Source organism: Actinoallomurus purpureus (genome assembly GCF_024055795.1).
Lineage (GTDB): Bacteria > Actinomycetota > Actinomycetes > Streptosporangiales > Streptosporangiaceae > Actinoallomurus > Actinoallomurus purpureus.
The window spans coordinates 113941-139721 of the sequence record NZ_JAMXMY010000022.1 but is presented as its reverse complement, the minus strand read 5'-3'; the positions used below and the strand labels follow the sequence as shown (position 1 = coordinate 139721).

The 25781-nt window shown below is 69.7% G+C and carries 22 protein-coding genes and 1 tRNA gene; 15 read left to right on the top strand and 8 right to left on the bottom strand.

Annotated features, from left to right (window positions below):
- Positions 1 to 9: 9 nt before the first annotated feature.
- A complete protein-coding gene (locus tag NE236_RS33380; RefSeq protein ID WP_252846214.1) occupies positions 10 to 1233 on the bottom strand; it encodes a helix-turn-helix domain-containing protein in 1224 nt (407 codons plus the stop codon).
- Positions 1234 to 1812: 579 nt separating this feature from the next.
- Between NE236_RS33380 and NE236_RS33375 the strand changes: the two genes are divergently transcribed.
- A complete protein-coding gene (locus tag NE236_RS33375) occupies positions 1813 to 2094 on the top strand; it encodes a hypothetical protein (RefSeq protein WP_252846213.1) in 282 nt (93 codons plus the stop codon).
- Between the two features lie 114 nt (positions 2095 to 2208).
- Here NE236_RS33375 and fumC read toward each other — a convergent pair whose 3' ends face one another.
- The 3 genes from fumC to NE236_RS33360 form a co-directional block, all read right to left on the bottom strand.
- Positions 2209 to 3705 carry a class II fumarate hydratase gene (gene fumC, locus NE236_RS33370; protein WP_252846212.1) on the bottom strand — a complete coding sequence of 499 codons (1497 nt, stop codon included), beginning with the start codon at positions 3703 to 3705 and terminating at the stop codon, positions 2209 to 2211.
- Positions 3702 to 5456, bottom strand: a complete 1755-nt coding sequence (locus tag NE236_RS33365) for an NAD-dependent malic enzyme (protein WP_289851191.1) — start codon at positions 5454 to 5456, stop codon at positions 3702 to 3704. Before NE236_RS33365 ends, fumC begins: the two co-directional genes overlap by 4 nt.
- Positions 5457 to 5578: 122 nt before the next feature.
- Entirely contained in the window at positions 5579 to 6331 is a 753-nt protein-coding gene (locus NE236_RS33360) for a GntR family transcriptional regulator (protein ID WP_252846211.1), read from the bottom strand.
- Positions 6332 to 6610: 279 nt separating this feature from the next.
- Between NE236_RS33360 and iolC the strand changes: the two genes are divergently transcribed.
- The 9 genes from iolC to NE236_RS33315 all read left to right on the top strand — a co-directional run bounded on the left by iolC (position 6611) and on the right by NE236_RS33315 (position 15653).
- Entirely contained in the window at positions 6611 to 7615 is a 1005-nt protein-coding gene (gene iolC / locus NE236_RS33355) for a 5-dehydro-2-deoxygluconokinase (protein WP_372494474.1), read from the top strand.
- Entirely contained in the window at positions 7605 to 8495 is an 891-nt protein-coding gene (locus NE236_RS33350) for a Cgl0159 family (beta/alpha)8-fold protein (protein WP_252846210.1), read from the top strand. The genes iolC and NE236_RS33350 overlap by 11 nt, the downstream gene beginning before the upstream one ends.
- Positions 8492 to 9349, top strand: coding sequence for a 5-deoxy-glucuronate isomerase (iolB, locus tag NE236_RS33345; protein ID WP_252846209.1), 858 nt, complete (start codon positions 8492 to 8494; stop codon positions 9347 to 9349). Before NE236_RS33350 ends, iolB begins: the two co-directional genes overlap by 4 nt.
- On the top strand, positions 9346 to 11238 hold the full coding sequence (iolD, locus tag NE236_RS33340) for a 3D-(3,5/4)-trihydroxycyclohexane-1,2-dione acylhydrolase (decyclizing) (RefSeq protein ID WP_252846208.1): 1893 nt from the start codon (positions 9346 to 9348) through the stop codon (positions 11236 to 11238). Before iolB ends, iolD begins: the two co-directional genes overlap by 4 nt.
- A gap of 15 nt (positions 11239 to 11253) precedes the next feature.
- Complete coding sequence (locus tag NE236_RS33335; protein WP_252846207.1) at positions 11254 to 12246, top strand: sugar ABC transporter substrate-binding protein; 993 nt, start codon at positions 11254 to 11256, stop codon at positions 12244 to 12246.
- A 60-nt stretch (positions 12247 to 12306) separates the two neighbouring features.
- Positions 12307 to 13362 carry an ABC transporter permease gene (locus tag NE236_RS33330; protein WP_252846206.1) on the top strand — a complete coding sequence of 352 codons (1056 nt, stop codon included), beginning with the start codon at positions 12307 to 12309 and terminating at the stop codon, positions 13360 to 13362.
- Positions 13359 to 14246 carry an ATP-binding cassette domain-containing protein gene (locus tag NE236_RS33325; protein WP_252846205.1) on the top strand — a complete coding sequence of 296 codons (888 nt, stop codon included), beginning with the start codon at positions 13359 to 13361 and terminating at the stop codon, positions 14244 to 14246. Before NE236_RS33330 ends, NE236_RS33325 begins: the two co-directional genes overlap by 4 nt.
- Before the next feature lie 97 nt (positions 14247 to 14343).
- Complete coding sequence (locus NE236_RS33320) at positions 14344 to 15504, top strand: Gfo/Idh/MocA family protein (RefSeq protein ID WP_252846204.1); 1161 nt, start codon at positions 14344 to 14346, stop codon at positions 15502 to 15504.
- A 75-nt stretch (positions 15505 to 15579) separates the two neighbouring features.
- A tRNA-Pro gene (locus NE236_RS33315) sits at positions 15580 to 15653 on the top strand.
- Between the two features lie 101 nt (positions 15654 to 15754).
- On the opposite strand, the gene NE236_RS33310 is transcribed toward NE236_RS33315, so the two are convergent.
- A complete protein-coding gene (locus NE236_RS33310) occupies positions 15755 to 16510 on the bottom strand; it encodes a phospholipase D-like domain-containing protein (protein WP_252846203.1) in 756 nt (251 codons plus the stop codon).
- A gap of 158 nt (positions 16511 to 16668) precedes the next feature.
- Between NE236_RS33310 and NE236_RS33305 the strand changes: the two genes are divergently transcribed.
- Complete coding sequence (locus NE236_RS33305) at positions 16669 to 16806, top strand: hypothetical protein (RefSeq protein ID WP_252846202.1); 138 nt, start codon at positions 16669 to 16671, stop codon at positions 16804 to 16806.
- The gene (locus NE236_RS33300; protein ID WP_252846201.1) at positions 16779 to 17969 is read left to right on the top strand and encodes a methyltransferase domain-containing protein; all 1191 of its coding nucleotides are present in this window, start codon (positions 16779 to 16781) and stop codon (positions 17967 to 17969) included. The genes NE236_RS33305 and NE236_RS33300 overlap by 28 nt, the downstream gene beginning before the upstream one ends.
- Before the next feature lie 38 nt (positions 17970 to 18007).
- Here NE236_RS33300 and NE236_RS33295 read toward each other — a convergent pair whose 3' ends face one another.
- Positions 18008 to 19096, bottom strand: coding sequence for a LacI family DNA-binding transcriptional regulator (locus NE236_RS33295; RefSeq protein ID WP_252846200.1), 1089 nt, complete (start codon positions 19094 to 19096; stop codon positions 18008 to 18010).
- A gap of 246 nt (positions 19097 to 19342) precedes the next feature.
- On the opposite strand from NE236_RS33295, the gene NE236_RS33290 reads away from it, so the two are divergent.
- Genes NE236_RS33290 through NE236_RS33280 form a run of 3 tightly spaced genes read left to right on the top strand, consistent with a single transcriptional unit; the run spans position 19343 to position 22601 of the window.
- The gene (locus NE236_RS33290) at positions 19343 to 20254 is read left to right on the top strand and encodes a carbohydrate ABC transporter permease (protein WP_252846199.1); all 912 of its coding nucleotides are present in this window, start codon (positions 19343 to 19345) and stop codon (positions 20252 to 20254) included.
- 3 nt (positions 20255 to 20257) lie between these two features.
- Positions 20258 to 21202 carry a carbohydrate ABC transporter permease gene (locus NE236_RS33285; RefSeq protein WP_252846198.1) on the top strand — a complete coding sequence of 315 codons (945 nt, stop codon included), beginning with the start codon at positions 20258 to 20260 and terminating at the stop codon, positions 21200 to 21202.
- Positions 21203 to 21245: 43 nt separating this feature from the next.
- The gene (locus NE236_RS33280) at positions 21246 to 22601 is read left to right on the top strand and encodes an ABC transporter substrate-binding protein (RefSeq protein WP_252846197.1); all 1356 of its coding nucleotides are present in this window, start codon (positions 21246 to 21248) and stop codon (positions 22599 to 22601) included.
- Positions 22602 to 22672: 71 nt separating this feature from the next.
- On the opposite strand, the gene NE236_RS33275 is transcribed toward NE236_RS33280, so the two are convergent.
- Complete coding sequence (locus NE236_RS33275) at positions 22673 to 24709, bottom strand: beta-galactosidase (RefSeq protein ID WP_252846196.1); 2037 nt, start codon at positions 24707 to 24709, stop codon at positions 22673 to 22675.
- Positions 24710 to 24892: 183 nt separating this feature from the next.
- Complete coding sequence (locus NE236_RS33270) at positions 24893 to 25687, bottom strand: IclR family transcriptional regulator (protein ID WP_252846195.1); 795 nt, start codon at positions 25685 to 25687, stop codon at positions 24893 to 24895.
- Positions 25688 to 25781 lie beyond the last annotated feature (94 nt).

The window sequence follows — 25781 nt, the reverse complement described above, 5'->3', positions numbered from 1 at the left end:
GCTCATGCGTTAATCATCCATACCGAGCCACCTCGCGAACGATCTCAACGACGCGGTGCTGCGCCGTTCGAGTCTGCCGAGTGCATGAGTTGTTTCACGTACCTGCGGATGGAAGCGCGTGTGTTGAGGGGAAATGTCGCGGGCCTGGAAGAGGCATCGTAGAGCGCCTTCGGGATCGTTGCGCCAAACGTGAGCACGGGCCAGGTCGATGAAGTGGTGTGAGCGGCGTTCCTTCGGCGCTTCGTCCGAAAGGTTGATCCTCTTCGCTTTTTCGATGGCAACTGCATCGTCGCATAGTTCGACGGCCAGACCGACGCTCCAGATGTCGACATTGGTGGGTCCGAAGAACAGTCGATAGTCATCGCGGTCGTAGCCGATTTGATCGGCAGCGTCTTTCGCTTGCTCGAAGTGTTGCCAGGTGCTCAGTTTTGCGTCCGGCCGTCCAGATCGAGCGACGACCAATGCGGCCTTAAGGTGTAGATTCCCCCATACTGCCCAGCTCCGTTCCCAGCCGTCACCGCGCCGATCAGCGAGTTGAGGCTCGAGGCGGCCGAGTGACGCATCCATCAGGGCGGCGGCAGAGGATAGGTCGCCGGCGACCATGAGTTCGCCGGCCCGGAGGTACTCGCCGATATGGATGGCGAGGGCGTCGCCGGACTGTGCGGCAGCCCATTGATAACGGTCTGTGCTGATGGAGGACAGATCGGTGTAGCCCATCTTGTAGGCGAGCTGGCCGGCTGCGGCGTAGGTCTCGGCCAGGAGCCCGTAGATCTGCTCTCTTTCGTTGTTCTGAAGAACGTGTGCGGCGAGGCGTAGATCTTGCAGGACGGAGGGGAGCTTCTCTCCGAGTTTGAGCAGGTTGACGCCATGCCGGAGCTGTGCCAACTCGCTCACGGCGGCACGCAGGTACGGAAGTGGCTTGGGCTGACCGTCATGCGTCGGTGGTAGATCGTACGCGCTGAGTTCTCGCCGCAGAACGGCGATGTGCTGAAAGACCTCTTCGTCGGTCGGGGTGTCCGGAGCGTACGGCTGGCCCGTGATCTGGGAGACGTCAAGGTCAAGCGCTCTTGCGGTCGCACTGATCAGCGCCGGTGTCGCTGGTTTATGCCCGGCCTCGACCTTCGTGAGCAGGCTGTAAGACACACCCGCCCGATCAGCGAGCTTGCGCTGTGACCAGCCCCTGAGCTTGCGGAATGTCGCGATACGCCCACCTGCTGATTGTTCTTCGCGCATATATGACCTCCTGCGGTGGTCACTAGCGGTGGTCGGCCTGCCTGACTTCACGACCCCAGTCTGCGTGCTGCGGCAAGCCCGGACTTTCACTGAATGTGAAAGTCGGACCTCTTGCGCCTTCATAGGTTCCGACTGCAATCACTCTGACACGTTCAGTGACCAGAGGGGAGGAGTAATGGGCGAAAGCAGGTCAGAGGGAGCGCTGAGACGGCTCTCTTCACGTCTTGGACAGCACGGCATCGACGTCAAAGGTGTTCGGGAGTGGCCGAAGGGCCGTGTCCTCAGCGTGACGGTCAACGTCGTGGTGCGACATCGCGACGGCCGATACCACTGGATTGAGGGCCTCGAGAGATGTGATCACGCCGACAGTGACGTTGCGGGGGCGGCGGAGCGCCTCTTTGAGTTGTGCAGGCGTCTGCAGGGCCCATCGTTCCCCGCGAACACCGCGCCGCCGGATCGCCGGCCGCGCCCTGATCAACCCCCGTAGGTGATGAGCGTGTTCAGACAGGTGGCGCTCAGCAAACACACGGTCGGCCTGGTCTCAAGGCCTGCCGGTTCTCACAAGGGGGCAATGTAGACGTGGCCGACCATCAGCGAGATCTCGCTTTCCTGGTTCAACTGTGCCGGGAACTGATCAAGTTCGGAATACATGTCGGTATGAGCGACGCGCGTCCGGCAGTGTCGGTGCGGGGTGGCCTGACCGGCCGGAGGGTCTGGATCCAGATCGACGCTTCGGGTGAGTCATTCGTATGGCGTCGTGACGATCGAGCGCATCACTCGGTGGACGACCCGGCAAGTGCTGCGGCGTGCATCGCCGAGTACCTGAAGATCCGTGACGCGGGGCCGGGTCAGAAGCCATGACTCCCGAGCCGGTCGCGGTTTTGCGGCGTCGCTTTCCCGGCTTGGTGTTCTGGTTCGGCAGGCACACGGGCGTTTGGTGGGCACGTGACGGAGCGGTCGGGGAGACGGCCACGGTCAGTCAGGGCGGCCTTTGGTGTGCTTGTGATCGGGGCCGGCGACTCCGGGCCGGGTGAGGCGTTCGGGGATGACGACGCGGTCGTACAGCTCCCTGCTGACTCCGGACTTCAGCGCGGCGTCCTTCAGGGACAGGTCCTCGTCGAGGGCGCGGTGGGCGATCCGAGCGGCCTTGTCGTAGCCGATGACCGGGCTGAGCGCGGTGACCATCATGATGGAGCGCTCGAGGTTGTCGGTGAGCCTGCCGGTGTTGAGTTTGGCGCCTTCGACGAGGTAGAGGCGGAAGTGCTCGATCATGTCCGCGAGGATCCGCGCCGAGTGCAGGACGTTGTTGATGATGACGGGGCGGAAGGCGTTGAGCTCGAAGTTCCCTTCCCCGCCGGCGATCGATACGGCGGTGTCGTTACCGATCACCTGGATGGCGACCATCAGCATCGCCTCGGCCTGGGTGGGGTTGACCTTGCCCGGCATGATCGACGACCCCGGCTCGTTGGACGGAAGGACGAGCTCGTTCAGGCCGGTTCGCGGCCCGGATCCCAGCCAGCGCATGTCGTTGGCGAACTTGAACAGTGGCGCGGTCAGGGCGCGGATGGCCGCGGACACGCGTACGAGGGCGTCGCAGGAGGCTTGGGCGGCGAACTTGTTGGGCGCGCTGGTGAACGGCCGGCCGGTAAGCTCGGCGATCTTCGTGGCGACCTGGTCGCCGAAGCCGGGCGGGGCGTTCAGTCCGGTGCCGACGGCGGTGCCGCCGATCGCCAGCCGGTACAGCCCGCGCGTGACCTGCCGCAGGTGGTCGGCGGCGTCGGCGAGCTGGGCGACGTAACCGGACCACTCCTGGCCGACCGTGAGCGGGGTGGCGTCCTCCAGGTGCGTTCGGCCGATCTTCACGACATGTTCCCACTCGCGGCTCTTGGCGTCGGCCGCCTCCCGGAGCCGGTCCAGGGCGGGCAGCAGCCTCGATTCGACCATCTGGACGGCTGCGATGTGCATCGCGGTGACGAAGGTGTCGTTGGAGGACTGGCCCATGTTCACGTGGTCGTTCGGATGCACGGGGTCCTTGCTGCCGAGCCGCCCGTCGATCAGTTGGATCGCCCGGTTGGAGATCACCTCGTTGACGTTCATGTTCGACTGGGTGCCCGAGCCGGTCTGCCAGACGTACAGCGGGAACTCCTCGTCGAGGTCTCCACTGATCACCTCGTCGGCGACGCGGGCGATGAGATCGGCCTTCCACCGGGGGAGCCGATCGGCCGCGGCGTTGACGATCGCGGCGGCCTTCTTGATGTGGCCGTAGGCGTGGTAGATCTCCTTGGGCATGCGGTCGTCGCCGATATCGAAGTGGATCAGGGATCGCTGGGTCTGCGCGCCCCAGTAGTGGCCGGCCGGCACCTCGATCTCGCCGATGGAGTCCGTCTCGGTCCGGGTACCGGAGGCGGTGAGCCCGATGGGCAGGTCATTCACCTGCGGCGCGTTGGCGGTGTCCCGGTTGCCGGCGGTCATGCTTGCCGTCCTTTGACCGGCTTGTACGCCGGCTGCCACATCGCGTCCTGGACCTGCTGGACCGGTTCCTTGAGGTCGGCGCGGGCCAGGTTCTCCCGCGCGGCCTGCTCGGCGACGGCGACCGCGACGGTCGCCGAGACCTCCCGGAGGTTCTCGACCTGGGGAAGCAACGAGGCACCCGGAGTGCCCACGTCGACCATGCCGCCGACGGCCTCGGCCGCGGCCTGCAGCATGCCGTCGCTGATCCGCCGCGCGCGGGAGACGATCGCGCCCAGCCCCAGGCCGGGGTACAGCAGCGCGTTGTTCGCCTGCGCGATGGCGTACGTGACGCGGCCGTACGTGATCGGGTCGACCGGGATTCCGGTGGCGACCAGCGCACGGCCGTCCGTCCAGCGCAGCAGGTCGCCGGGCATCGCCTCGATCCGCTCGGTCGGGTTGGAGATCGGGAAGATGACGGGCCGGTCGACGGCGTCGGCCATCGCGCGGACGACCTGTTCGGTGAAGGCCCCGTGCGCCGTCGAGGTCCCCAGCAGCATCGTCGGCCTGACCCGTTCGACGACCTCGAGCAGGCCGATGCCGGCGTCGTCCTTCTTCCAGCCGGCGACCTCGGAGGCCGGACGGGCGTACGGCTGCTGGAAGTCCCGCAGATCGGTCATGTCGTCGATCAGGAGACCCTGTTTGTCGACCGGCCAGATCCGCCGAGTCGCGGCGTCGTCGTCCAGTCCGTCCCGGACCATCGCGGCGCGCAACTGGTCGGCGATCCCGATGCCCGCGGTGCCGGCGCCGAAGACGACGATCCGCTGGTCCCGCATCGGCGTGCCGGACACCCGTACGGCACCGAGCATCGCGGCCAGTACGATCGCGCCGGTGCCCTGCATGTCGTCGTTGAAGGTGGGGATCCGGCCGGTGTACTTCTCCAGGATCCGCCGGGCGTTGGACGGGCCGAAGTCCTCCCAGTGCAGCATGGCGCCCGGGAACATCCGGGTGGCCGTGGTCACGTACGCGTCGATGAAGTCGTCGTAGCGCTGCCCGCGTACCCGCGCGTGCCGGTTGCCGACATATCCCGGGTCGTTCAACAGCGCCTCGTTGGCGGTGCCCACGTCCAGCGCCACGGGAATGACGCGGGTGGGGTCGATCCCGGCGGCGGCGGTGTAGACGGCAAGCTTGCCGGCCGCGATCCCGATGCCACCGCCGACGCCCCAGTCGCCGATGCCCAGGATCTCCTCGGCGTCGGAGGCCACCACCAGATCGACGTCGTCCGGGCCCAGCCCCAGGTTCGTGAAGGCACGCTCGATGCCGTCGACGTCGTCGACGGACAGGTAGACGCCGCGCGGCCGACGGTACTCATGGCTGTAGGTCTCGATGGCCTGGGCGACCGTGGGGTCGTAGACGACCGGCAGCATCTCCCGCAGATGATCGGACAGCAGCCGGTAGTACAGGACCTCGTTCCGGTCGCGCAGCGCCTCGAGGTAGACGTTCTTCAGCAGGTCGGTCGACTGTGCCTGATACTGCGCGTACGCCCGGCGGACCTGTTGATCGATCGTCTCGACCGCCGGCGGAAGCAGGCCGTGCAGCCCGAGTTCGTCGCGTTCCTCGGCGGTGAACGCCGTCCCTTTGTTCAGGAGCGGCTCGCGCAGGACCTCCAACCCGCGCGCGAACGTGACGTAGCCGTCGTCCGTCTCCTTGAAGATCCGCAGATTCCCGGCCGACCGCTCGTTTCCCTCGCCCGCCTCTTTCGCCCCCCGAAGCATGGTCACCCCTCCTCGGCCTGTCGCGCCGCTCGGCTACGGGTACAGGTCTGCCCGCCCGAAACGCCAGGCGTCTCAAGCCTTCCGCAACTTCTTCTATGTCTTCGTTTGCGGGATATCGGAGGTCAGCGTTCGACGAGGGTGAGGGCGAAGGAGTAGCGGCTGGCGCGGTAGACGTGGCAGCCGTACTCCACGGGGCGGCCCTTGTCGTCGTACGCGATGCGGGTCATGGTCAGCAGCGGGACGCCCCGGCGTTCGTCGAGCAGGCGCGCCTCGGTGGCGGTGGCGCCGCGCGCCCCGATCGTCTGGTTGGCGATGCGCAGGTTGACCCCGGCGGTGCGCAGCATCTCGTACAGCCCGTGCGCGCCGAGGTCGTCGGTGGTCAGGGCGACGAGGCCGACCGGCAGGTAGTTGGTGAGCAGGGCCAGCGGCTCGTCGCCGGTGAGCCGGAGGCGACGCAGCCGCACCACCTCCGTGCCGGGCGGCACGTCCAGCCGCCGGGCCACCTCGTCGTCGGCGGGCAGCGTGCCGAGCTCCAGCACGCGGGTCGAGGGGCTGCGTCCCGAGGCGAGAAGGTCGTCGTACAGGCTGGTCAGCTCGATCGAGCGGCGCACCTGGGCCTGGACGACCTGGGTGCCGACGCCGCGCTTGCGGACGAGCAGGCCCTTGTCGACGAGATGCTGGATCGCCTGGCGGATCGTCGGCCGGGACAGGCCGTAGCGGTCGGCCAGCTGGATCTCGTTCTCCAGGCGGCTTCCGGGGGGCATCCGGCCGTCGTGGATGGCCGCCTCGAGTTGCTGGGCCACCTGGAAGTACAGGGGGACGGGGCTGGTGCGGTCCACCGCCACCGCCGGCCGGTGCACGGCCGTTCTGTCCATGGTGCGCCTCCGGAATCCCTACCGAGTCTGTTCACCGGCAGCGCCGTGAAGCTGTGACATCAGAATGTCCGGACAAAGTAGCCGTCACCGGGGTCGCGTCGCACATCACCCTCCGCGAAGGCCGTTCTCTCGTCAAAGCTATTACCTCCTGATGTCAGGACAAACTCTTGACATGGGATGAATACCTGCACACGCTGGATGGGCCGGTGAACAACCCGAAACACCGTCGACACGCCGGGGACGCCCGGCGCGGCGCCGGGGCCGACGTTCCGGAGGTGGATCCGCTCCGTGAGTCCGCACGATCTGATCACGATGGGACGGGTCAGCGTGGACGTCTATCCGCTCCAGGTGGGCGTCCGCCTGGAGGACGTCGAGACGTTCGGTAAGTACCTCGGCGGCAGCCCCACGAACGTCGCGGTCGCGGCCGCGCGGCACGGCCGTCGTACGGCGGTGATCACCCGGACCGGTGCGGATCCGTTCGGCCGGTACATCCACAAGGCGCTGCGGGGGTACGGCGTGGACGACGGTTTCGTCACCGCCGTGCCGGGGCTGCCGACCCCGCTCGCGTTCTGCGAGATCTTCCCGCCGGACGACTTCCCGCTGTACTTCTATCGCCACCCGAAGGCCCCCGACCTGGAGATCCGTGCCGAAGAGCTGGACCTGCCGGCGATCCGCGCGGCGCGGGTGTTCTGGGCGACGGTCACCGGCCTGTGCGAGGAGCCCAGCCGCGCGGCGACGCTCGCCGCGCTGGCCGCCCGCTCCCGGCGGCGCGACACCGTGCTCGACCTGGACTATCGGCCGATGTTCTGGCCGTCGCCGGAGGAGGCGGGCGGCTGGGTCGGCCGGGCCCTGGAGCACGCCACCGTCGCGGTCGGCAACGTCGAGGAGTGCGAGGTCGCGGTCGGGGAGCGGGAGCCGTACGCGGCGGCGGAGGCGCTGCTGGCCCGCGGGGTCCGGCTGGCGATCGTCAAGCGCGGGCCCAAGGGCGTGCTGGCCGCGAGCCGCTCCGAGTCGGGCGAGACGCGCGTGGTCGAGGTGCCGCCGGTCGAGGTGGAGGTCGTGAACGGGCTGGGCGCCGGCGACGCGTTCGGCGGGGCGCTGTGCCACGGCCTGCTCGCCGGCTGGGACGTCGAGCGGACCGTGCGGTTCGCGAACGCCGCGGGGGCGATCGTCGCCTCCCGCCTCGCCTGTTCGCCGGCGATGCCCACCACCGCCGAGGTCGAGCGGCTCGTCGCGGGCGGGTCCCTGCCCACGGTCCCGGAAGGGGCAACGGATGATCATTGAGGCGTTCGCCGACCGGGTCGCGGCGCTGCCCGAGATCCGGGCGTCCCGGCCGGAGGCGGTCGCCGAGGCGGCCGTACGGCGGGTACGACGCGGGTCCCTCCTGGGCCCGAACGGCCGCCTCATGATCGTGGCCGCCGACCACCCGGCGCGCGGGTCCCTCGGTGCCGGCGGCAGGCCGCTGGCCATGGCCGACCGGCGGGACCTCCTCGAACGGCTCTGCCTTGCCCTCGGCCGTCCCGGGGTCGACGGAGTCCTCGGCACCCCGGACGTCATCGAGGACCTGCTGCTGCTCGGCGCGCTCGACGAGAAGGTCGTGATCGGCTCGATGAACCGCGGCGGCCTCGCCGGATCGGCGTTCGAGATCGACGACCGGTTCACCGCCTACGACACGCGGGCCATCGCCGGCCACGGCCTGGACGGCGGGAAGATGCTGTTGCGCATCGACGACGCCGACCCCGCGACCGCCCGCACGCTGGAGGCCTGCGCCCGCGCCGTCTCGGAGCTGGCCGCCGGCCGGCTCATGGCCATGGTCGAGCCGTTCATCTCCCACCGCGTCGACGGCCGGGTGCGCAACGTCCTCACGCCCGAGGCCATGACCCGCGCGATCGCGATCGCCTCCGGGCTGGGGGCCACCTCGGCGTACACCTGGCTGAAGGTGCCCGTCGTCGAGGACATGGAGCGCGTGATGGCCGCCTCGACGCTGCCCGCCCTGCTGCTCGGCGGCGAGGTGCCCGACGACCCCGACGCCGCCCTCGCCGGCTGGCAGCGCGCCCTGCGGCTGCCCACCGTCAAGGGCCTGGTCGTCGGCCGCAGCCTCCTGTACCCGCCGGACGACGACGTCGCCGGCGCCGTCGACGCCGCAGTGGAGGTCCTGGGATGAAGCACTACCTGCCCGCGGGCAGCACCGGCGCCCGGCCGTACACCGTGGAGGTCACCCCGGAGACCGCCGGCTGGACGTACTCGGCGCTGCGGGTCCTCGAACTCGACGGCTCGCACACGTTCGACACCGGAGCGTACGAGACGCTGGTGCTGCCGCTGTCCGGGTCGTGCCGCGTCGCCTGCGACGGGGAGACGTTCGAGCTCCAAGGGCGCCGCGACGTCTTCTCCCGCGTCACCGACTTCGCCTACGTCCCGCGCGACGCGTCGGTCACGGTCACCGGCCGCGGGCGCTTCGCGCTGCCCGCCGCCCGGTGCGAGAACCGCCTCAGCGCGCGGTACGGCCCGGCCGAGGACGTCCCGGTCGAACTGCGCGGGGCGGGCCAGGCGTCACGGCAGGTCAACAACTTCTGCACGCCGGAGGCCTTCGAGGCCGACAAGCTGATCGCCTGCGAGGTCATCACGCCCGGTGGGAACTGGTCGTCGTACCCGCCGCACAAGCACGACGAGGACCGCCCCGGCGAGAGCGTGCTGGAGGAGATTTACTACTTCGAGGTCCGCGGGGGACCGGCGGCCATGGCGTACCAGCGGGTGTACGGGACCGCGGACCGGCCCATCGACGTGCTCGAGGAGGTGCGCGCCGGTGACACGGTGCTGATCCCGCACGGCTGGCACGGCCCGTCGATGGCGGTGCCGGGGTACGACCTGTACTACCTCAACGTGATGGGCGGGCCCTCCCCGGAACGCGCGTGGCTGATCTGCGACGACCCCGCCCACGCCTGGGTGCGCGGCACCTGGGTGGGCCGGGAGACCGACCCCCGGCTGCCCCTCACCTCGACCACCGAGAGGGAGACATGAGGCTCACCGTAGGACAGGCGATCGTCCGGTTCCTCGCCGAACAGTGGTCGGAGCGGGACGGCGCCGAGCAGCGGTTCTTCGCGGGCTGCTTCGGGATCTTCGGGCACGGCAACGTGGCCGGTGTCGGGCAGGCCCTGCTCGAGGCGCACCACACGGGCGGCCCCGGGCTGCCGTACTACATGGCCCGCAACGAGCAGGCGATGGTGCACGCCTCGGTCGGCTTCGCGCGGATGAAGGACCGGCTGCAGACCTTCGCGTGCACCTCCTCGATCGGCCCGGGCGCGACCAACATGGTGACCGGCGCCGCACTGGCCACGATCAACCGGATCCCGGTGCTGCTGCTGCCCGGCGACATCTTCGCCACCCGCGCCGCCGACCCGGTCCTGCAACAGCTCGAGGACCCCGGGTCCTCGGACGTGTCGGTCAACGACGCGTTCAAGCCGGTCTCGCGGTACTGGGACCGGATCAACCGCCCCGAGCAGCTCCCGTCGGCGCTGCTCGCCGCGATGCGGGTGCTCACCGACCCCGCCGAGACGGGCGCGGTCACGCTCGCCCTGCCGCAGGACGTCCAGGCCGAGGCGTACGACTGGCCGGAGGAACTGTTCGCCCGGCGCGTCTGGCACGTCCCACGGCCGGTCCCCGAGCCCGCGCAGCTGGCCCGCGCGGCCGCGCTGCTGCGTGGCGCCGAGCGGCCGCTGATCGTCGCGGGCGGCGGCGTGACCTACTCCGACGCCGCCGGTGACCTGCTGGCCTTCGCCGACGCCACCGGCATCCCGGTCGCCGAGACCCAGGCGGGCAAGGGCTCGCTGCCGTGGGATCACCCCTGCGCGGTGGGCGGCGTCGGGGCCACGGGCACGACGGCCGCAGGCGCCCTCGCCCGGGAGGCCGACGTCGTCCTGGGCGTCGGCACCCGGTACAGCGACTTCACCACCGCGTCCCGTACGGTCTTCGCCCACCCGGACGTGCGCTTCGTCAACCTCAACGTCGCACGGTTCGACGCCCTGAAGCACTCCGCCGTCCCCCTGGTCGCCGACGCGCGGGCCGGCCTGCGGGCGCTCGGCGAGGCCCTGGCGGGCCACCGCGTCGACGCGGCGTACGCCGAGCGCGTGCGGCGGCTCGCCGAGGACTGGCGGCGGGTCACCGACCGGGCGTACCACCTCGGGCACCGGCCCCTGCCGGCGCAGACCGAGATCCTCGGCACCCTCAATGAGGTCGCCGGCCCGCGCGACGTCGTGGTGAACGCCGCCGGCAGCATGCCCGGCGATCTGCACCGGCTCTGGCGGGCCCGCGACCCGCGCCAGTACCACGTCGAGTACGGCTACTCCTGCATGGGCTACGAGATCGCCGGCGGCCTGGGGATCAAGATGGCCGAGCCCGACCGGGAGGTGTTCGTCCTCGTCGGCGACGGGTCGTACCTGATGATGGCCCAGGAGATCGTCACGGCGGTCTCCGAGGGGATCAAGCTCACGATCGTGCTCGTCCAGAACCACGGCTTCGCCTCGATCGGCGCGCTGTCCGAGTCGCTGGGATCCCAGCGGTTCGGCACGCGCTACCGGTACCGCAACCCGGAGACCGGCCTGCTCGACGGCGATCCCCTTCCCGTCGATCTCGCGGCGAACGCCGCGAGCCTCGGGGCGGACGTGCTGCGCGCCACGACCGTGGAGGAGTTCGGTGCCGCGCTGCGACGCGCGCGGGACTCGAAGGTCACGACGGTGGTCCACGTCGAGACCGACCCGCTGGCGCCCGCCCCCTCTTCGGACGCCTGGTGGGACGTTCCGGTGGCCGAGGTCTCCGCCCTGGACAGCACCCGCAAGGCGCGGGCCGACTACGAGGCCGCCAAGGCCGCGCAGCGCCACCACCTCGGAACCGACGACGCCCCGACACAGTGAAGACGGAGAGACGCGATGTTCAGACCAGACAGACGGGCGGGCATCCTCGTCGCGGCGCTCGCCCTCGCCCTGAGCGCGTGCAGCAGCCACGGCGGCAAGAAGGCACAGGAGTCGGAGGAGAACCCCGCCGCCGGCCATGCCAACACCCCCCGGATGAAGATCGCCATGATCACTCACCAGCCACCCGGCGACACGTTCTGGGACATCGTCCGCAAGGGCGCCCAGGCCGCCGCCGCCAAGGACAACGTGCAGCTGATCTACTCCAATGACCCGGACGGCGACAAGCAGGCCACCCTGGTGCAGAACGCGATCGACAGCAAGGTCGACGGCATCGCGGTCACTCTCTCGCACCCCGACGCGATGGCCGGCGCGGTCAGGAAGGCCGTCGCCGGCGGGATCCCGACGGTCGCGCTCAACGCCGGTGCGGACGCCTGGCAGCGGCTCGGCGCGCTGGAGTTCTTCGGCTCCGACGAGAGCCTCGCCGGGGAGAGCGCCGGTCGGCGGCTCGCCGCGGAGGGGGCCAAGCACGTCCTGTGCGTCCTGCACGAGCAGGGCTCGGTGTCCTTGGAGGCGCGGTGCGGCGGCCTGGCCAAGGCCTTCTCCGGCAAGACCGACAAGGTGTACGTCCAGGGGACGAACATGCCGTCCGTGCGGTCCACCATCGCCGCCAAGCTCAAGCAGGACAAGAGCGTCGACCGGGTCGTCGCACTCGGCGCCCCGTTCGCGCTGACCGCGCTGCAGTCGGTCAAGGACGCCGGCAGCTCGGCGAAGGTCGCGACGTTCGACATGAACCCGGCCATGGTCAAGGCGGTCCAGGAGGGCCAGGTCGAGTGGGCCGTCGACCAGCAGCCCTACCTGCAGGGTTACCTCGCGGTCGACTCCCTGTGGCTGTACAAGACGAACGGCAACGTCCTCGGCGGCGGAAAGGCGACGCCCACCGGCCCGTACTTCGTCGACAAGACCAACGTCGCCGCGGTCGCCCAGTACGCCTCGCGCGGAACGCGATAGCGACGGTGCCGGGGACCGGCCGACACCCGTCCCCGGCGCCTCCGAGTCCGGGAGGTACTCATGAGTCACGCAGTGCAGGCCGCGGCCCCGCCGTCCGTGCCTGACGAGCGGATCGCCCGGCGGTCGCCGCTCGCCCGCCTGCTGGCGCGGCCCGAGACCGGTTCGCTGGCCGGTGCGGTCGTCATCTATGTCTTCTTCTACGCCGTCGCCCCGCCGTTCCGCGGGCTGGACGCCCTGGCCACGATCCTGTACGCCAGCTCGACGATCGGCATTCCGGCGGTGGCGGTCGCGCTGCTGATGATCGGTGGTGAGTTCGACCTGTCCGCGGGCGTGGCCGTGACGAGCGCGTCGCTGGTCGCCTCGATGCTGAGCTTCCAGCTGACGATGAACGTGTGGGTCGGGGTCGCCCTGGCGCTGCTGCTGGCCCTGGGCGTCGGCGCGCTCAACGGCTACCTCGTCATGAAGACCGGCATCCCCAGCTTCCTCGTGACGCTGGCGACGTTCCTGATGCTGCAGGGCCTGAACCTCGCCATCACCAAGCTGATCACCGGCACCGTCGCCAGCCCGGACATCTCCGATATGGACGGCTTCGGGTCGGCGCAGAAGATCTTCGCGGCCGAGTGGGACGTCGGCGGCCTGTCCCTGCGGATCAGCGTCCTGTGGTGGCTGCTGTTCACCGCGATCGCCACCTGGACGCTCCTGCGGACGCGCGTCGGCAACTGGATCTTCGCGGTCGGGGGAGCGCAGTCCAGCGCGCGGGCGGTCGGCGTCCCGGTCCGGCGGGTGAAGATCGGCCTGTTCATGACGGTGGGCTTCCTGGCGTGGTTCACCGGCATGAACCTGCTGTTCTCCTTCAACTCCATCCAGTCCGGAGAGGGCGTCGGCAACGAGTTCCTGTACATCATCGCGGCGGTCATCGGCGGCTGCCTGCTCACCGGCGGGTACGGCTCGGCCGTCGGCGCCGCGACCGGGGCGTTCATCTTCGGGATGACCACCCAGGGCATCGTGTACGCGGGCTGGAACCCCGACTGGTTCAAGTTCTTCCTCGGCGCGATGCTGCTCGGCGCGACCCTCCTCAACCTCTGGGTCCGCCGGCGAACGGAGGCCGCACGATGAGCGACACGATGACGGAGGCGCCCCTGGTGCGTCTCACCGACTGCGAGAAGCGGTACGGCACCATCATCGCGCTGACCGGCGTGTCGCTGGAGGTCCACGCCGGGGAGGTGACCTGCGTGCTCGGCGACAACGGCGCCGGCAAGTCCACACTGATCAAGGTCATCGCCGGGATGCACCATTGCGACGCCGGCGTCTACGAGGTCGAGGGCGAGCGGGTGCGCTTCGCCTCCCCGCGCGAGGCCCTCGAACGCGGCATCGCGACGGTGTACCAGGACCTCGCCGTCGTCTCGCTCATGCCGGTCTGGCGCAACTTCTTCCTCGGCTCGGAGGTCCGCAAGGGCGTGGGCCCGCTCAGTCGGCTCGACATCCGGTTCATGCGGGAGACGACCCGTACGGAACTGCACAACATGGGCATCGACCTGCGCGACGTCGACCAGCCGATCGGCACGCTGTCCGGCGGCGAGCGCCAGTGCGTCGCCATCGCCCGTGCCGTCTACTTCGGCGCGAAGGTGCTCATCCTGGACGAGCCCACCGCCGCGCTGGGAGTCAAGCAGGCCGGGGTCGTGCTCCGCTACATCATGCGGGCCAAGGAACGCGGGCTCGGCGTCGTGTTCATCACCCACAACCCGCACCACGCGTATCCGGTCGGAGACCGCTTCCTGATCCTCAACCGCGGCCGCCCGCTCGGCGACTTCGCCAGGGACGAGATCACCCGGGAGCGGCTCACCGCGCTGATGGCCGGCGGCGAGGAGCTCGAGCAGCTCAGCCACGAGCTGGAGGGGGCCGCGGCCACCGACACCGCGCTCGGCCGGGTCGCGGAGGAGTTCGAGCACGAGGTCGCCGAACTGTCGATCCGGAAGACGCCCCCCGAGCCGCCCGCCTGACAAATCCATCGTCGAGTTCGGGAGAATCGCCGTTTCGTCGCGTGCCGGAACGGCGATTCTCCCAAGATCAACGGCGCCCGTCGCCGGAGGAGGAGCGTTGGAGGAGCGCGTACTCGGCGTCGGGGTGATCGGCGCCGGCTGGATGGGACACACGCACGCCCGCGCGTACGCCAGGCTGCCCCACCACTATCCGGAGCTGCCCGTACGGCCGCGCCTGGTCGCCGTGGCCGAGACCGTGCCCGCACAGCTGGCGGACTTCGCGTCCCGGTACGCCCCCGACCGCCGCTACGCCGACTGGCGGGACCTCCTCGCCGACCCGGAGGTCGAGGCGGTGAGCGTGACCGCCCCGAACGCCCTCCACCGCGAGATCGGCGTGGCGGTCGCGGAGTCGGGCCGGCACCTGTGGATCGAGAAGCCCGTCGGCCTCACGGCCGGGGACGCCCGCGCGGTCGCCGAGGCCGTGGCCCGGGCGGAGGTCCAGGCGAGCGTCGGGTTCAACTACCGCAACGTCCCCGCCGTCGCCCGCGCCCGCCGCCTGATCGCCGAGGGTGCCATCGGCACGCCCACCCACGCCCGTGTCCACCTGCTCACCGACTACGCCGCACACCCCGCCGGCGCGCTCACCTGGCGGTTCCTCCGCGCGCAGGGGGGCTCGGGCGTGCTCGGCGACCTGGCCTCCCACGGCGTCGACCTCGTCCGCTTCCTCCTCGGCGACCTCGAACGACTCGTCTCCGACACCGCCGTCTTCGTGCCCGAGCGCCCGCTCTCGGCCCCCGGCGGCAGCCACTACGCGGTCGTCGACGCGCCGGGCGGGCCCACCGGCGCCGTCGAGAACGAGGACTACGTCTGCGCCCTGCTGCGTACGCGCAGCGGGGTCCGGGTGACCTTCGAGGCGGGACGTACGGAGGTGGGGGAGCAGAACACCTACGGCTTCGCCGTCCACGGCACCGGGGGCCTGGTCGGCTGGGACTTCCGGCGCCCGGGGGAGCTGGTGGTCTCCGCGGGCGGGGACTACCAGAACCAGTCGGCGACCACGGTGCTCGCCGGCCCCGGCGATGGGGAGTACGCGCGGTTCCAGCCCGGCGCCGGCATCGCGATGAGCTACGACGACACCAAGGTGATCGAGGCCGCCGCGTTCCTGCGGAGCGTAGTCGAGGCCACGCCCCACGGCGCCACGATCGAGGACGCCGTCCGCAGCGCCGAGGCCCTGGAGGCCATGGAGCGCTCCGCGACCACCGCCGCCTGGGTCGAACTGTGATCGCCGAGGCGGATCCACGATGCGCGAAGCGGTCGCGGTCTACGCTAGAGTTGACTCGCTCGCTGCGGCGGGCATCGGGACGTGGCCTAGCTTGGTAGGGCGTCTGACTGGGGGTCAGAAGATCGTGGGTTCAAATCCCGCCGTCCCGACTCTGTGATGTCTCAGGACATCGGAATGACCCCGAACCCGATGAGGGTTCGGGGTCTGTTGCGTTTTGGCTCGGGTGGGGGGACCGGGCTGGTTGCCCTGTCTAGGTGATTTTGTGCGGGGAGCTGTACTGCCAGACCGAGGTCCAGTAGCGAGCCAGGATGTCGGCCACGGCGGGGCCCTCGATGAGGTAGCCGAACTCGGCGAGGTCGTGGGGGTACAGGTTGTCGCTGCCGATGTAGAAGCAGGCGTCGTCGACGATGTAGACCTTGGCGTGGTTGCCGGGGGCCGGGTTGTACTTCCCTGACGGGATCTTGGAGCCCTTCTCGAAGCGGCCGATGACGGCCGTGTCCGGCGGGGTGGGCCAGAGGTAGTCCTCGCCCTCCTTGGTGAACTGCACCTGGGTGAAGCAGAACGGGGCTACCTGGAGGCGGGCGAGGACACGCTGGAAAGCGGCCTCGTCGCGAAGCTTGGGGAGCTTGTCCTCGATGATGCTTTTGATGAGGGCGTAGGTGCCGGAGGCACCGAAGCCCCAGGAGTACTGGGCGCCGTGGGTCGCGCCGCCGATCGGGGAGACGACGATGTCGACCTTGAGGAGCTGATTCTGGAGGAGGGCCTCGGCGATCCAGTGACAGACCTTGTGGTCTTTCTCGGCGGTGAAACCGGTGAACGCGAGGTCCTGCTGGCAGATCTTCAAGCTGTGCTGGGCGCCTTTGATGAGAGCCTCTTTGGCGACATCGCTGGCGTTGCCGCCCAGGAGGCCGCCCCGTCCGAGCGACAGCATCTTGCCCGTCGTCCAGTGGTGGCCCTCGCTCGGGATGGGCTGGTAGTGCTGGTCGCTGATGTCGATGACGCACATCTGGTTGCGCTGCAGGCCGGGGGCGATCGTGTCCGTGCCCCACTTGGCGTTGATCTTGCTTCCGGCCGTCCGGAACCGGGCGTGTTTCCGCAGATCCGACTGGCGATCTCCGCTCAGGCGTACCGTTCCGGTGACGTCTCGTCAGGGGCGGAGGCGATGTGAGTACCAAACGCGACAAGGGCAACAGCGACGGCAAGAAAACCCCGTCGAGCGGCGACGGCGACAAACCCACCAAGCACGGCGGCGACCAAGGCATCAAGGCGCCGAAGTGGAACAACCCGAAGCCGAAGAAGTGACCGACTATCGGCAGGCGCAGCGGCGGCTACGGGACCACCTTGCCGCCGTCGGCGCCCTACAGGATCCGGCGTGGGCCCGCTGCCATGACGCCGTTCCGCGGCACCTGTTCATCCCGGAGACGATCTGGACCGACCGCGGCGACGGCTACTACGTCCCGGTGTCCCGCAGCGACGACCCGGACTTGTGGCTGGACGCCTGCTACTCCGACCATTTCCTCGTCACCCAGGTCGATGACGGGGCCCCGGCAGGCCCGGACGGTACGGGGGATGTGCTGACGAGTTCGGCGAGCATGCCGTCGATGGTGTTCGGGATGCTCCACCATCTGGACGTGGGTGACGGGATGCGGGTGTTGGAGGTCGGTACGGCGACCGGCTACAACGCGGCGCTGCTGTGCTGCCGTGTCGGTGACGGGAATGTCACGACCGTCGAGATAGATGCCGGGTTGGCGGCGGACGGGCTGGCGAATCTGGCGGCTGCCGGGTTCTTCCCACAGGTGATCACCGGGGATGGTGCAGACGGCTACCCGGGCGCGGCGCCGTTCGACAGGGTGATCGCAACCTGTTCCGTGAGGGACGTGCCGTACAGCTGGGTGGCGCAGACCCGGCCCGGTGGGGTCATCGTCGTCCCGTGGCACACGACCTACGCGGAGGGCGGCGCGCTGGCGCGCCTCACCGTCTCTCCCGATGGGACGGCGAGCGGCCCGCTGGTGGGACCGGCGGCATTCATGACATTGCGGGCGCAGCGCCTCGCTCCCGTGGATGTTCACCGGGACGTGCACGACGAGGACCAGGCGGAAGACTCGGCCACCAAACTCAGTCCCCGTGTCGCGGCGTTCGAGGAGGACGCGGAATTCGCGATCGGGCTGCTGGTGAATGCCCGGCAGTACATCGGCCGGTCTGATCCGGCTTCGGAGGAGTTCACGCTTTGGCTGCTCGACAGCGCCTCTGGGTCGTGGGCGGCAGCGGACTACGTGCCCGGCACGGACGTCTTCGAGGTGTCGCAACACGGTCCGCGGCGCCTGTGGGATGAGGTGGAAGCGGCCTGCCGCTGGTGGGATGGCGCGGGTCGTCCGGCGCTCACCCGGTTCGGGTTGACGGTCGGTGCGGACGGCGATCAGGCGGTATGGCTCGACTCCCCGGATCACGTCCTTCGCCACGCGTGACGCCGGCAGAACGCCCCCTGCCCGGTAGGTCCGGTGCGTCATGCGCGGTCTGCGGGAGGCGGCGCTGTGCTCTGGCGGACGACCAGGCGGGTGGGGACCAGAGTGGTGCCGGGGGTCGAGTGGTGGGCGCCGCGGATCTGGTCGAGGACGCCCTGGACGCAGCGGCGGCCGACCTCGGCGAAGTCCTGGTGCACCGTGGTCAGCGGCGGGACGAACCAGGCGGCGGTGCCGGGGACGTCGTCGAAGCCCACCACGCTGACGTCGGCGGGCACGCGTCTGCCCTTCTCGCCGAAGGCGTGCAGCAGACCGAGGGCCATCTGGTCGTTGGCGGCGAACACCGCGGTGCACGCCGGTTCCTCGGCGAGCTCCAGCCCGATCCGGTACCCCGACTCTGCTGACCAGTCGCCGCGCCGTACGGGAGGCACTGCCCGTCCGGCGTCCTCCAGGGCCTTCCGCCAGGCCGCCGCACGGCGCTCGCCGGCGAACGACTCCGCCGGGCCGGCGACGTGCCATACCGTCCGGTGCCCGAGATCCAGCAGGTGCTCGACCGCCTGGCGGGCGCCGTCGGCCTGGTCGGTGTCGACCACGCGGTACCTGTCGCCGGCGTCGGAGTCGACCATGACGACGTGGACGCCCGGTGGGAGGGTGAACGACACGCTGTCGAGCAGGTGCGCCTCCATGATGACGATCACCGCGTCGACGGCGAGCTCGCCCATCCGGGTGAAGGCTCCCATGACGTGGTCCTGGGTCCGGGCCGCGACCGGGATCAACGTGATCGCGTACCCTTCCGCGGCCGCGTGCGCGGCGATGGCCTCCAGGGTCCTCGAGTTGCCGGTCGAGCTGAGGCTGAACAGGATCACGCCGATCGTGCGGAACTCGCCGTACCGCAGCGCCCGCGCCGCGCTGTTGGGCCGGTAGCCCAGCGTGCGCATGGCCGCCAGGACCTGGTCCCGTGTCGCCCCGACCACGCTCGGATGGCCGTTGGCGACCCGGGAGACCGTCTGGGAGGAGACGCCCGCGAGCCGCGCCACGTCGGCCATGGACACGCGCTGCTTGCGCCGTCCGCCGACGGACACCGGAGGATCGTCCTGCCGGGTCTCGCCGTCGCCGGGATTCGACGAAGTCATCGTCGGCCGCTCCTTCCGGACCGCTTCAGGCACCGCCGAAGCCAGGGTGCGGGAGCCCGGGGGTGGCCTCTCGGACCCTTGACGACCGCTGGGACGGGTGCCACGATACCGCGATGAAGTTTACGTAAACATCGCTATTACGTCGTCATCCCTCACTTTCACCGTCCGCCGCCGGCGCTGCGGGCGGCCACGAATGTTAACGCAAACATTTCACGGTCGCGGGTTACCTGGCGCAGGAGGTTCACCATGGCGGAAGCGCAAGCGGTGGCGACGCCCCAGGTCCGACGATCCGCCGGCCGTCGCTCCTGGCGCGGATGGCAGTTCGTCGGGCCTTTCATGGCCGTGTTCACCCTGGTCTTTCTCGCCCCGATCGGCTACTCGATCTACCTGAGCCTCTTCCAGACGAAGCTGATCGGGGGAACCTCGTTCGTCGGGGTCGACAACTACCGGACCGCGCTGTCGGATCCGCAGTTCTGGTCCAGCTTCGGCCGGGTGGCGCTGTTCCTGGCCGTGCAGGTGCCGATCATGTTGTGCATCGCCCTGCTGGTCGCCCTGGCCATCGACAGCGGACGCCTGTACGGCAAGGCGTTCTTCCGGGTGTCGGTGTTCCTGCCCTACGCCGTGCCCGCCGTGGTCGCCACGCTGATGTGGGGCTTCATGTACGGCTCCCAGTTCGGGCTGATCGGCGACATCAACGACGCCTTCGGCCTCTCCCTGCCGGATCCGCTGTCCGCCCGGCTGCTCCTGGCGTCGATCGGCAACATCGTCACCTGGGAGTTCGCGGGCTACAACATGCTGATCTTCTACTCGGCACTCAAGGTCATACCGACCTCGCTCTATGAGGCGGCCGAGATCGACGGGGCGGGACAGCTGCGGATCGTGTGGGCCATCAAGATCCCGGCACTGCGGGGCGCGCTGCTCATCGCCACGATCTTCTCGATCATCGGCAGCTTCCAGCTGTTCACCGAGCCGGCGATCCTCAAGCACCTGGCGCTGAACGTGATCACGACGTATTACACCCCCAACTACTACGCCTATCAGCTGTCGTTCTCGGGGCAGCAGCAGAACTACTCGGCGACCGTGGCCATCGTGATGGGCGTGATCACCATGGTCATCGCCTACCTCGTGCAGGTGCGCGGCGCACGGAAGGCGGTCTGACCGATGGCCACCACCGGAACCACGACACCGACGGCCCCGCGAACCCGGTCCCGGCCCGACCGGCCCGGACGACGGCCGCTGATCGTCCGGCGGCAGGCGTCGCCCCGCCGCAGACGCAGTCCCCTGCTCACCGCGATGACCTCGATCGTGCTGCTCTACAGCCTGGTCCCGCTCCTGTGGCTGGTGATCAACGCGACGAAGAGCCAGGAGGGCCTGTTCCACTCGTTCGGCCTGTGGTTCTCCGGCGACTTCGCGCTGTGGAGCAACATCCGGCAGACCTTCACCTACGACGGAGGGATCTTCGGCCGGTGGCTGCTCAACACCCTGCTGTACGTGGTGGTCGGCGCCGGAGGCGCGACCGTCCTGGCCACGCTGGGCGGGTACGGTCTGGCCAAGTTCGCCTTCCCGGGCAAGCGCCTGGTGTTCGTCGTCGTGCTCGGCGCAGTCGCCGTGCCCACCACCGCGCTGGCGGTACCGACCTTCCTGATGTTCGCCAGGCTGGGCCTGACCGACACGCCGTGGGCGATCATCATCCCGTCGCTGGTCTCGCCGTTCGGCCTCTACCTGATGTGGACGTTCGCCACCGAGGCGATCCCGCGCGAACTGCTGGAGTCGGCGCGGGTGGACGGCGCCGGCGAGTTCCGTACGTTCTTCTCCGTGGCCCTGCCGCTGCTGGGCCCGGGGATCGTCACCGTCCTGCTCTTCACCGTGGTCGCGACCTGGAACAACTACTTCCTGCCGCTGATCATGCTCAAGAACCCCGACTGGTATCCGCTCACCCTCGGCCTGGACAGGTGGAACGCGCAGGCCCACACCGCGGGCGCGGCGGCCGTCTTCAACCTGGTCATCACGGGTTCGCTGCTCATGATCTTGCCGCTGATCGCCGCGTTCCTGCTTCTCCAGCGGTATTGGCAGTCCGGTCTTGCGGCGGGAAGCGTCAAGGGCTGACCGACCGCCTCTCCTCATCGCCCTCGTTGAAAGGACGTCCTTCATGACATTCGGTCGCCGCCGTCTGCTCCTGTCCGGAATCGCGATGGCCGCCAGTCTTGCGCTCGGCGCGTCAGGCTGCGGCTCCTCCGGAGGCGGTTCCAAGTCCGATACGTCCGGCAAGTCCGCATCCGTCTCCGACGCCGACGTGCAGGCCGCGCTGAACGCCGGCGGCTCCATCACGGTGTGGGCGTGGGAGCCGACGCTCAAGCAGGTCGTCCCCGCGTTCGAGAGCAAGTACCCGAAGGTGAAGGTCAAGCTGGTCAACGCCGGTTCGAGCAAGGACCAGTACACCGCCCTGCAGAACGCCATCAGCGCCGGGTCCGGCATCCCGGACGTCGCGCAGATCGAGTACTTCGCGCTGCCGCAGTTCGCGCTCGGCAAGTCCCTGGCGGACCTGACCGGCTACGGCGCCGACAAACTGACCGGGACGTTCTCTCCAGGCCCGTGGAACTCGGTGCACGAGGGCAAGGGAATCTACGGCCTGCCGATGGACTCCGGCCCGATGGCGCTGTTCTACAACAAAGAGGTCTTCGACAAGTACAAGATCAACGTGCCCACCACCTGGGACGAGTACATCCAGGCGGCGGAGAAGCTGCACGCGGCCGATCCCAAGAAGTACATCACCAACGACGTCGGGGACGCCGGGTTCACGACCAGCATGATCTGGCAGGCCGGCGGCAAGCCCTACCAGGTCGACGGCACCAAGGTCGCCATCAACTTCGGCGACGCGGGAACGCAGAAGTTCACCACGGCCTGGCAGCAGCTCATCAGCAAGAAACTGGTCGCGCCGTTCGAGTCGTGGAGCGACGCCTGGTTCAAGGGCCTCGGCGACGGCACCATCGCCAGCCTGACCATCGGGGCCTGGATGCCGGCCAACCTCGAGACCGGGGTGAAGGCCGGCAAGGGCAAGTGGCGGGTCGCCCCCATGCCCCAGTGGCAGGCCGGCGGAACGGCCACCGCCGAGAACGGCGGCAGCTCGCTGGCCGTCACCGCCGCCAGCCAGCAGAAGAAGCTGGCCTACGGCTTCCTGAAGTTCGCCGACATCGACGACGGGGTGAAGCTGCGGGTGGACGGCGGAGCCTTCCCCGCCACCACCGCCACCCTGCAGTCGCCGGACTTCCTGGGCGCCGCACCGGCCTACTTCGGCGGACAGAAGATCAACGAGGTCCTGGCGCAGTCCGCGAAGAACGTCGCCCCGGGTTGGTCGTACCTGCCCTTCCAGGTCTACGCCAACAGCACCTTCAACGACACCGTCGGCAAGGCCTACATCAGCGGCACGACGCTCCAGGACGGCCTGAAGGCGTGGCAGGAGGGGTCGATCAAGTACGGGCAGCAGCAGGGCTTCACGATCAAGTGACCCGGCCGGTCGGCCGGACGTGACCCGGTGGCCCCGTATCCGCCGAGCGCCGGCGGATACGGGGCCATCGGTCATCGGGGACGGCGCAGGATGCGGACCCCGCGGGGTCCGAGCACTTGGTCGTCACCGCCGTACAGCACCTGTCCGTCGACGCCTCCGAGGTCGACGGCGTCTGCGGTCCGGTTGATCAGGAACCAGAACTCCGCGTCGTCGGTGGCGCGCACCGCCAGTTCGACACGCCCTCGGAACCGCGCGGGAAGTTCGCTGCGCAGGCCGCCGATCTCCAACAGGCCGGCGAGCACCGGCCGCAGCCCCTCGGGCCCGAGCCTGGTCGACACGTACGCCGCCGAGCCCGCGGCCGTACGCCGGAGTGTGATCGCCGGCCGGCCCGCCTGCTCGCCGGACTTGTACGTGGCCAGCACCTGGACGGCGGGGTCGGTGAGGTCGATCCGGTCGGTCCACAGTGTGCCGACGGAGCCGCCCTCGAGCTCCACGGTCTGGTCGGCCGGCAACGGCCCGAACTCCTCGATCCGGATGCCCAGCAGGTCGCGCAGCGCACCCGGGTAGCCGCCCAGCCACACCCGGTCGTTCTCGTCCACGATCCCGGAGAAGTACGTGGTGACGAGATGCCCGCCGCCGTTCACGTACGCGCGCAGCCGCCGCGCCAGGGCCTCGGGCACCACATGGAGGATCGGGGCCACCACCAGGTCGTAGCCGTCGAGCGCGTGTCCGGCCGGAACGACGTCGGCCCGTACGCCTTCGGCCAGGAACGCCGAGTACCAGTCCAGCGCCTCCTGGCGGTAGCGCAGCAGCGACGACGGATGGGAGTCCAGCTCGGCGGTCCACCAGGACTGCCAGTCGAACAGGATCGCCGCGCGCGCCGGCTTGCGCGGCGCACCCGCCACCGGGGCCAGGTCTCGCAGCGCGGCGCCCAGGTCGCAGACCGCGCGGAACACCGCGCTGTCCTCCCCGGCGTGCGGCAGCATCGCCGAGTGGTACTTCTCCGCACCGCCCGCGGACTGCCGCCACTGAAAGAAGCAGACCGCGTCGGCGCCGTGGGCGACGTGCGTCAGTGAGTCGCGCGCCATGGCCCCGTCCGGCTTGGCGAGGTTGACCGGCTGCCAGTTCACCGCGCTGGTGGAGTGCTCCATCAGGTACCAGGGCCGGTCCGGTGCCAGGTTGCCGGTGAGGTTGGCCGAGAACGACAGGTCGTCCTGCGCCTGCGGCCCGGGCACCACGTAGTGGTCGTTGGAGACGAAGTCCACCTCGGCGGCCCAGTCGGCGTAGTCCATGCCGCTGATGCCGTCCATGACCATGAAGTTCGTCGTCACCGGGACATCGGGCGTCAGCTCGCGCAGGATGTCACGTTCCGCGCGCAGGTGATCCTTCAACGCGTCGGAGGAGAACCGCTTGAAATCCAGCTGCTGGGCCGGGTTCGGATAGGAGGAGGCGGCCGCCAGGCGGGGCGGGAGGATCTGCTCCCAGGCGCTGTAGTGCTGCGACCAGAACGTCGTCGCCCAGGCGGCGTTCAGCGCGTCGAGCGTGCCGTACCGCCGCCGCAGCCACGCGCGGAAGGCTCGCGCCGCGTCGTCGGAGTAGTCGTAGATGTTGTGGCAGCCCAGTTCGTTCGACACGTGCCAGGCGGCCAGGGCCGGGTGATCCTTGTACCGTTCCGCCATCGCCCGTACGAGAACGAGCGCGTGCTCGCGGAAGACCGGGGACGTCGGCCGCCAGTGCTGCCGCGCCCCCGGCCACCGGGTGCGCCCCTCCTGGTCGACCGGGAGGATGTCGGGGCGCGCGGTGGTCAGCCACGGCGGGGGTGAGGCCGTGGCGGTGGCCAGGTTCACGGCGATGCCGTGCTCGTGCAGCAGGTCCATGACCTCGTCGAGCCAGGCGAAGTTCCACTCGTCCTCGGCGGGCTGGATGCGGGCCCACGAGAAGATCGCCAACGCGACGACGGTGACGCCGGCGGCGTTCATCGCCCGCACGTCCTCCCGCCAGACCTCCCGAGGCCACTGCTCGGGGTTGTAGTCGGCGCCGAACGCCAGCCCGGGACGGGCGCCGTCGACGGGCGACCGCAACCACCGGGGCGATGGGTCGTTGACCACGTGTCACTCCTCGCACCGGGGCCGGTCGCCTCACGACCGGCGGAGAAGGGAATGTTTACGTAAACATCGGCATGTTGGCAGCTCATCCGAATACCGTCAAGATACGGCGAGCCGGAGGACTCGCGATGGGGCGGGGCGCCGACGGTCCTGCCGTCGGCGGGTCGGCCGCCCGGCCCCGGTCCGTCAGGGCGCCGGGGTGGACTCCGGGCTCGGGGGAGGACGGTGGCCGAGCCGCTGGGAGAGCGCTGCCGCGCCCCGGCGGATCAGGGCGCTCCACTCCTCACGGCGCCGCGCGTCCCAGCGGATGCTCGGCGCCGAGATGCTCATCCCGGCGACCATCTCGCCCGTGTGGTCGTAGACGGGGGCGGCGACGCAGAACACCGCGTCGTTCGACTCGCACTCGTCGTACGACAGGCCCGCGCGCCGGACCTCCTCCAGGTGGTCCCGGAGCCGGACGGGCGAGGTGATGCTACGGTCCGTCATCCCGGTCGGCTCGCCGTCGAGCGGGTACGCGGCGTCGAGGGCCCGGGGCGTCAGGCCGGATAGCAGCATCTTGCCGACACCGGTGCAGTGCGCCGGCAGGCGGCGTCCCACGGCGGAGACCATCCGGACGGGGTGGGTGCTGTCCACCTTGGCGATGTAGACGACGTGGGTGCCGTCGAGGATCGCCACGTGGACCGTCTCGTCGCAATCGGCGGCGACCCGCTGGGCGGCCTCCCGTGCCTCGTGGGCGAGGTCGAGCTGATCGGCGAAGACGCTGCCGAGCTGGAACAGCCGCATGCCCAGGCGGTAGCGCGTCGGCTGGCCGGACATCGGGATGAGGTAGGCCCGTTCGGTGAGCGTGGTGACCAGCTCGTGGACCGTCGTACGCGGGAGCCCGAGGCGCTCGGTGATCTCCGGCGCCGAGAGGGAGGGGCGGTCGAGGAAGAGCTCGAGGATGTCGAGGGCGCGAGTCACCGCGGGCACCGCACGCCCCATCACAGCCACCTTCCGAACGCCGTACGAAATGCCGGACAGCTTAAAAACCGGCGTCACCTGATGTCAACGACCTGTCGGAGCGGGGGGGCTCTGG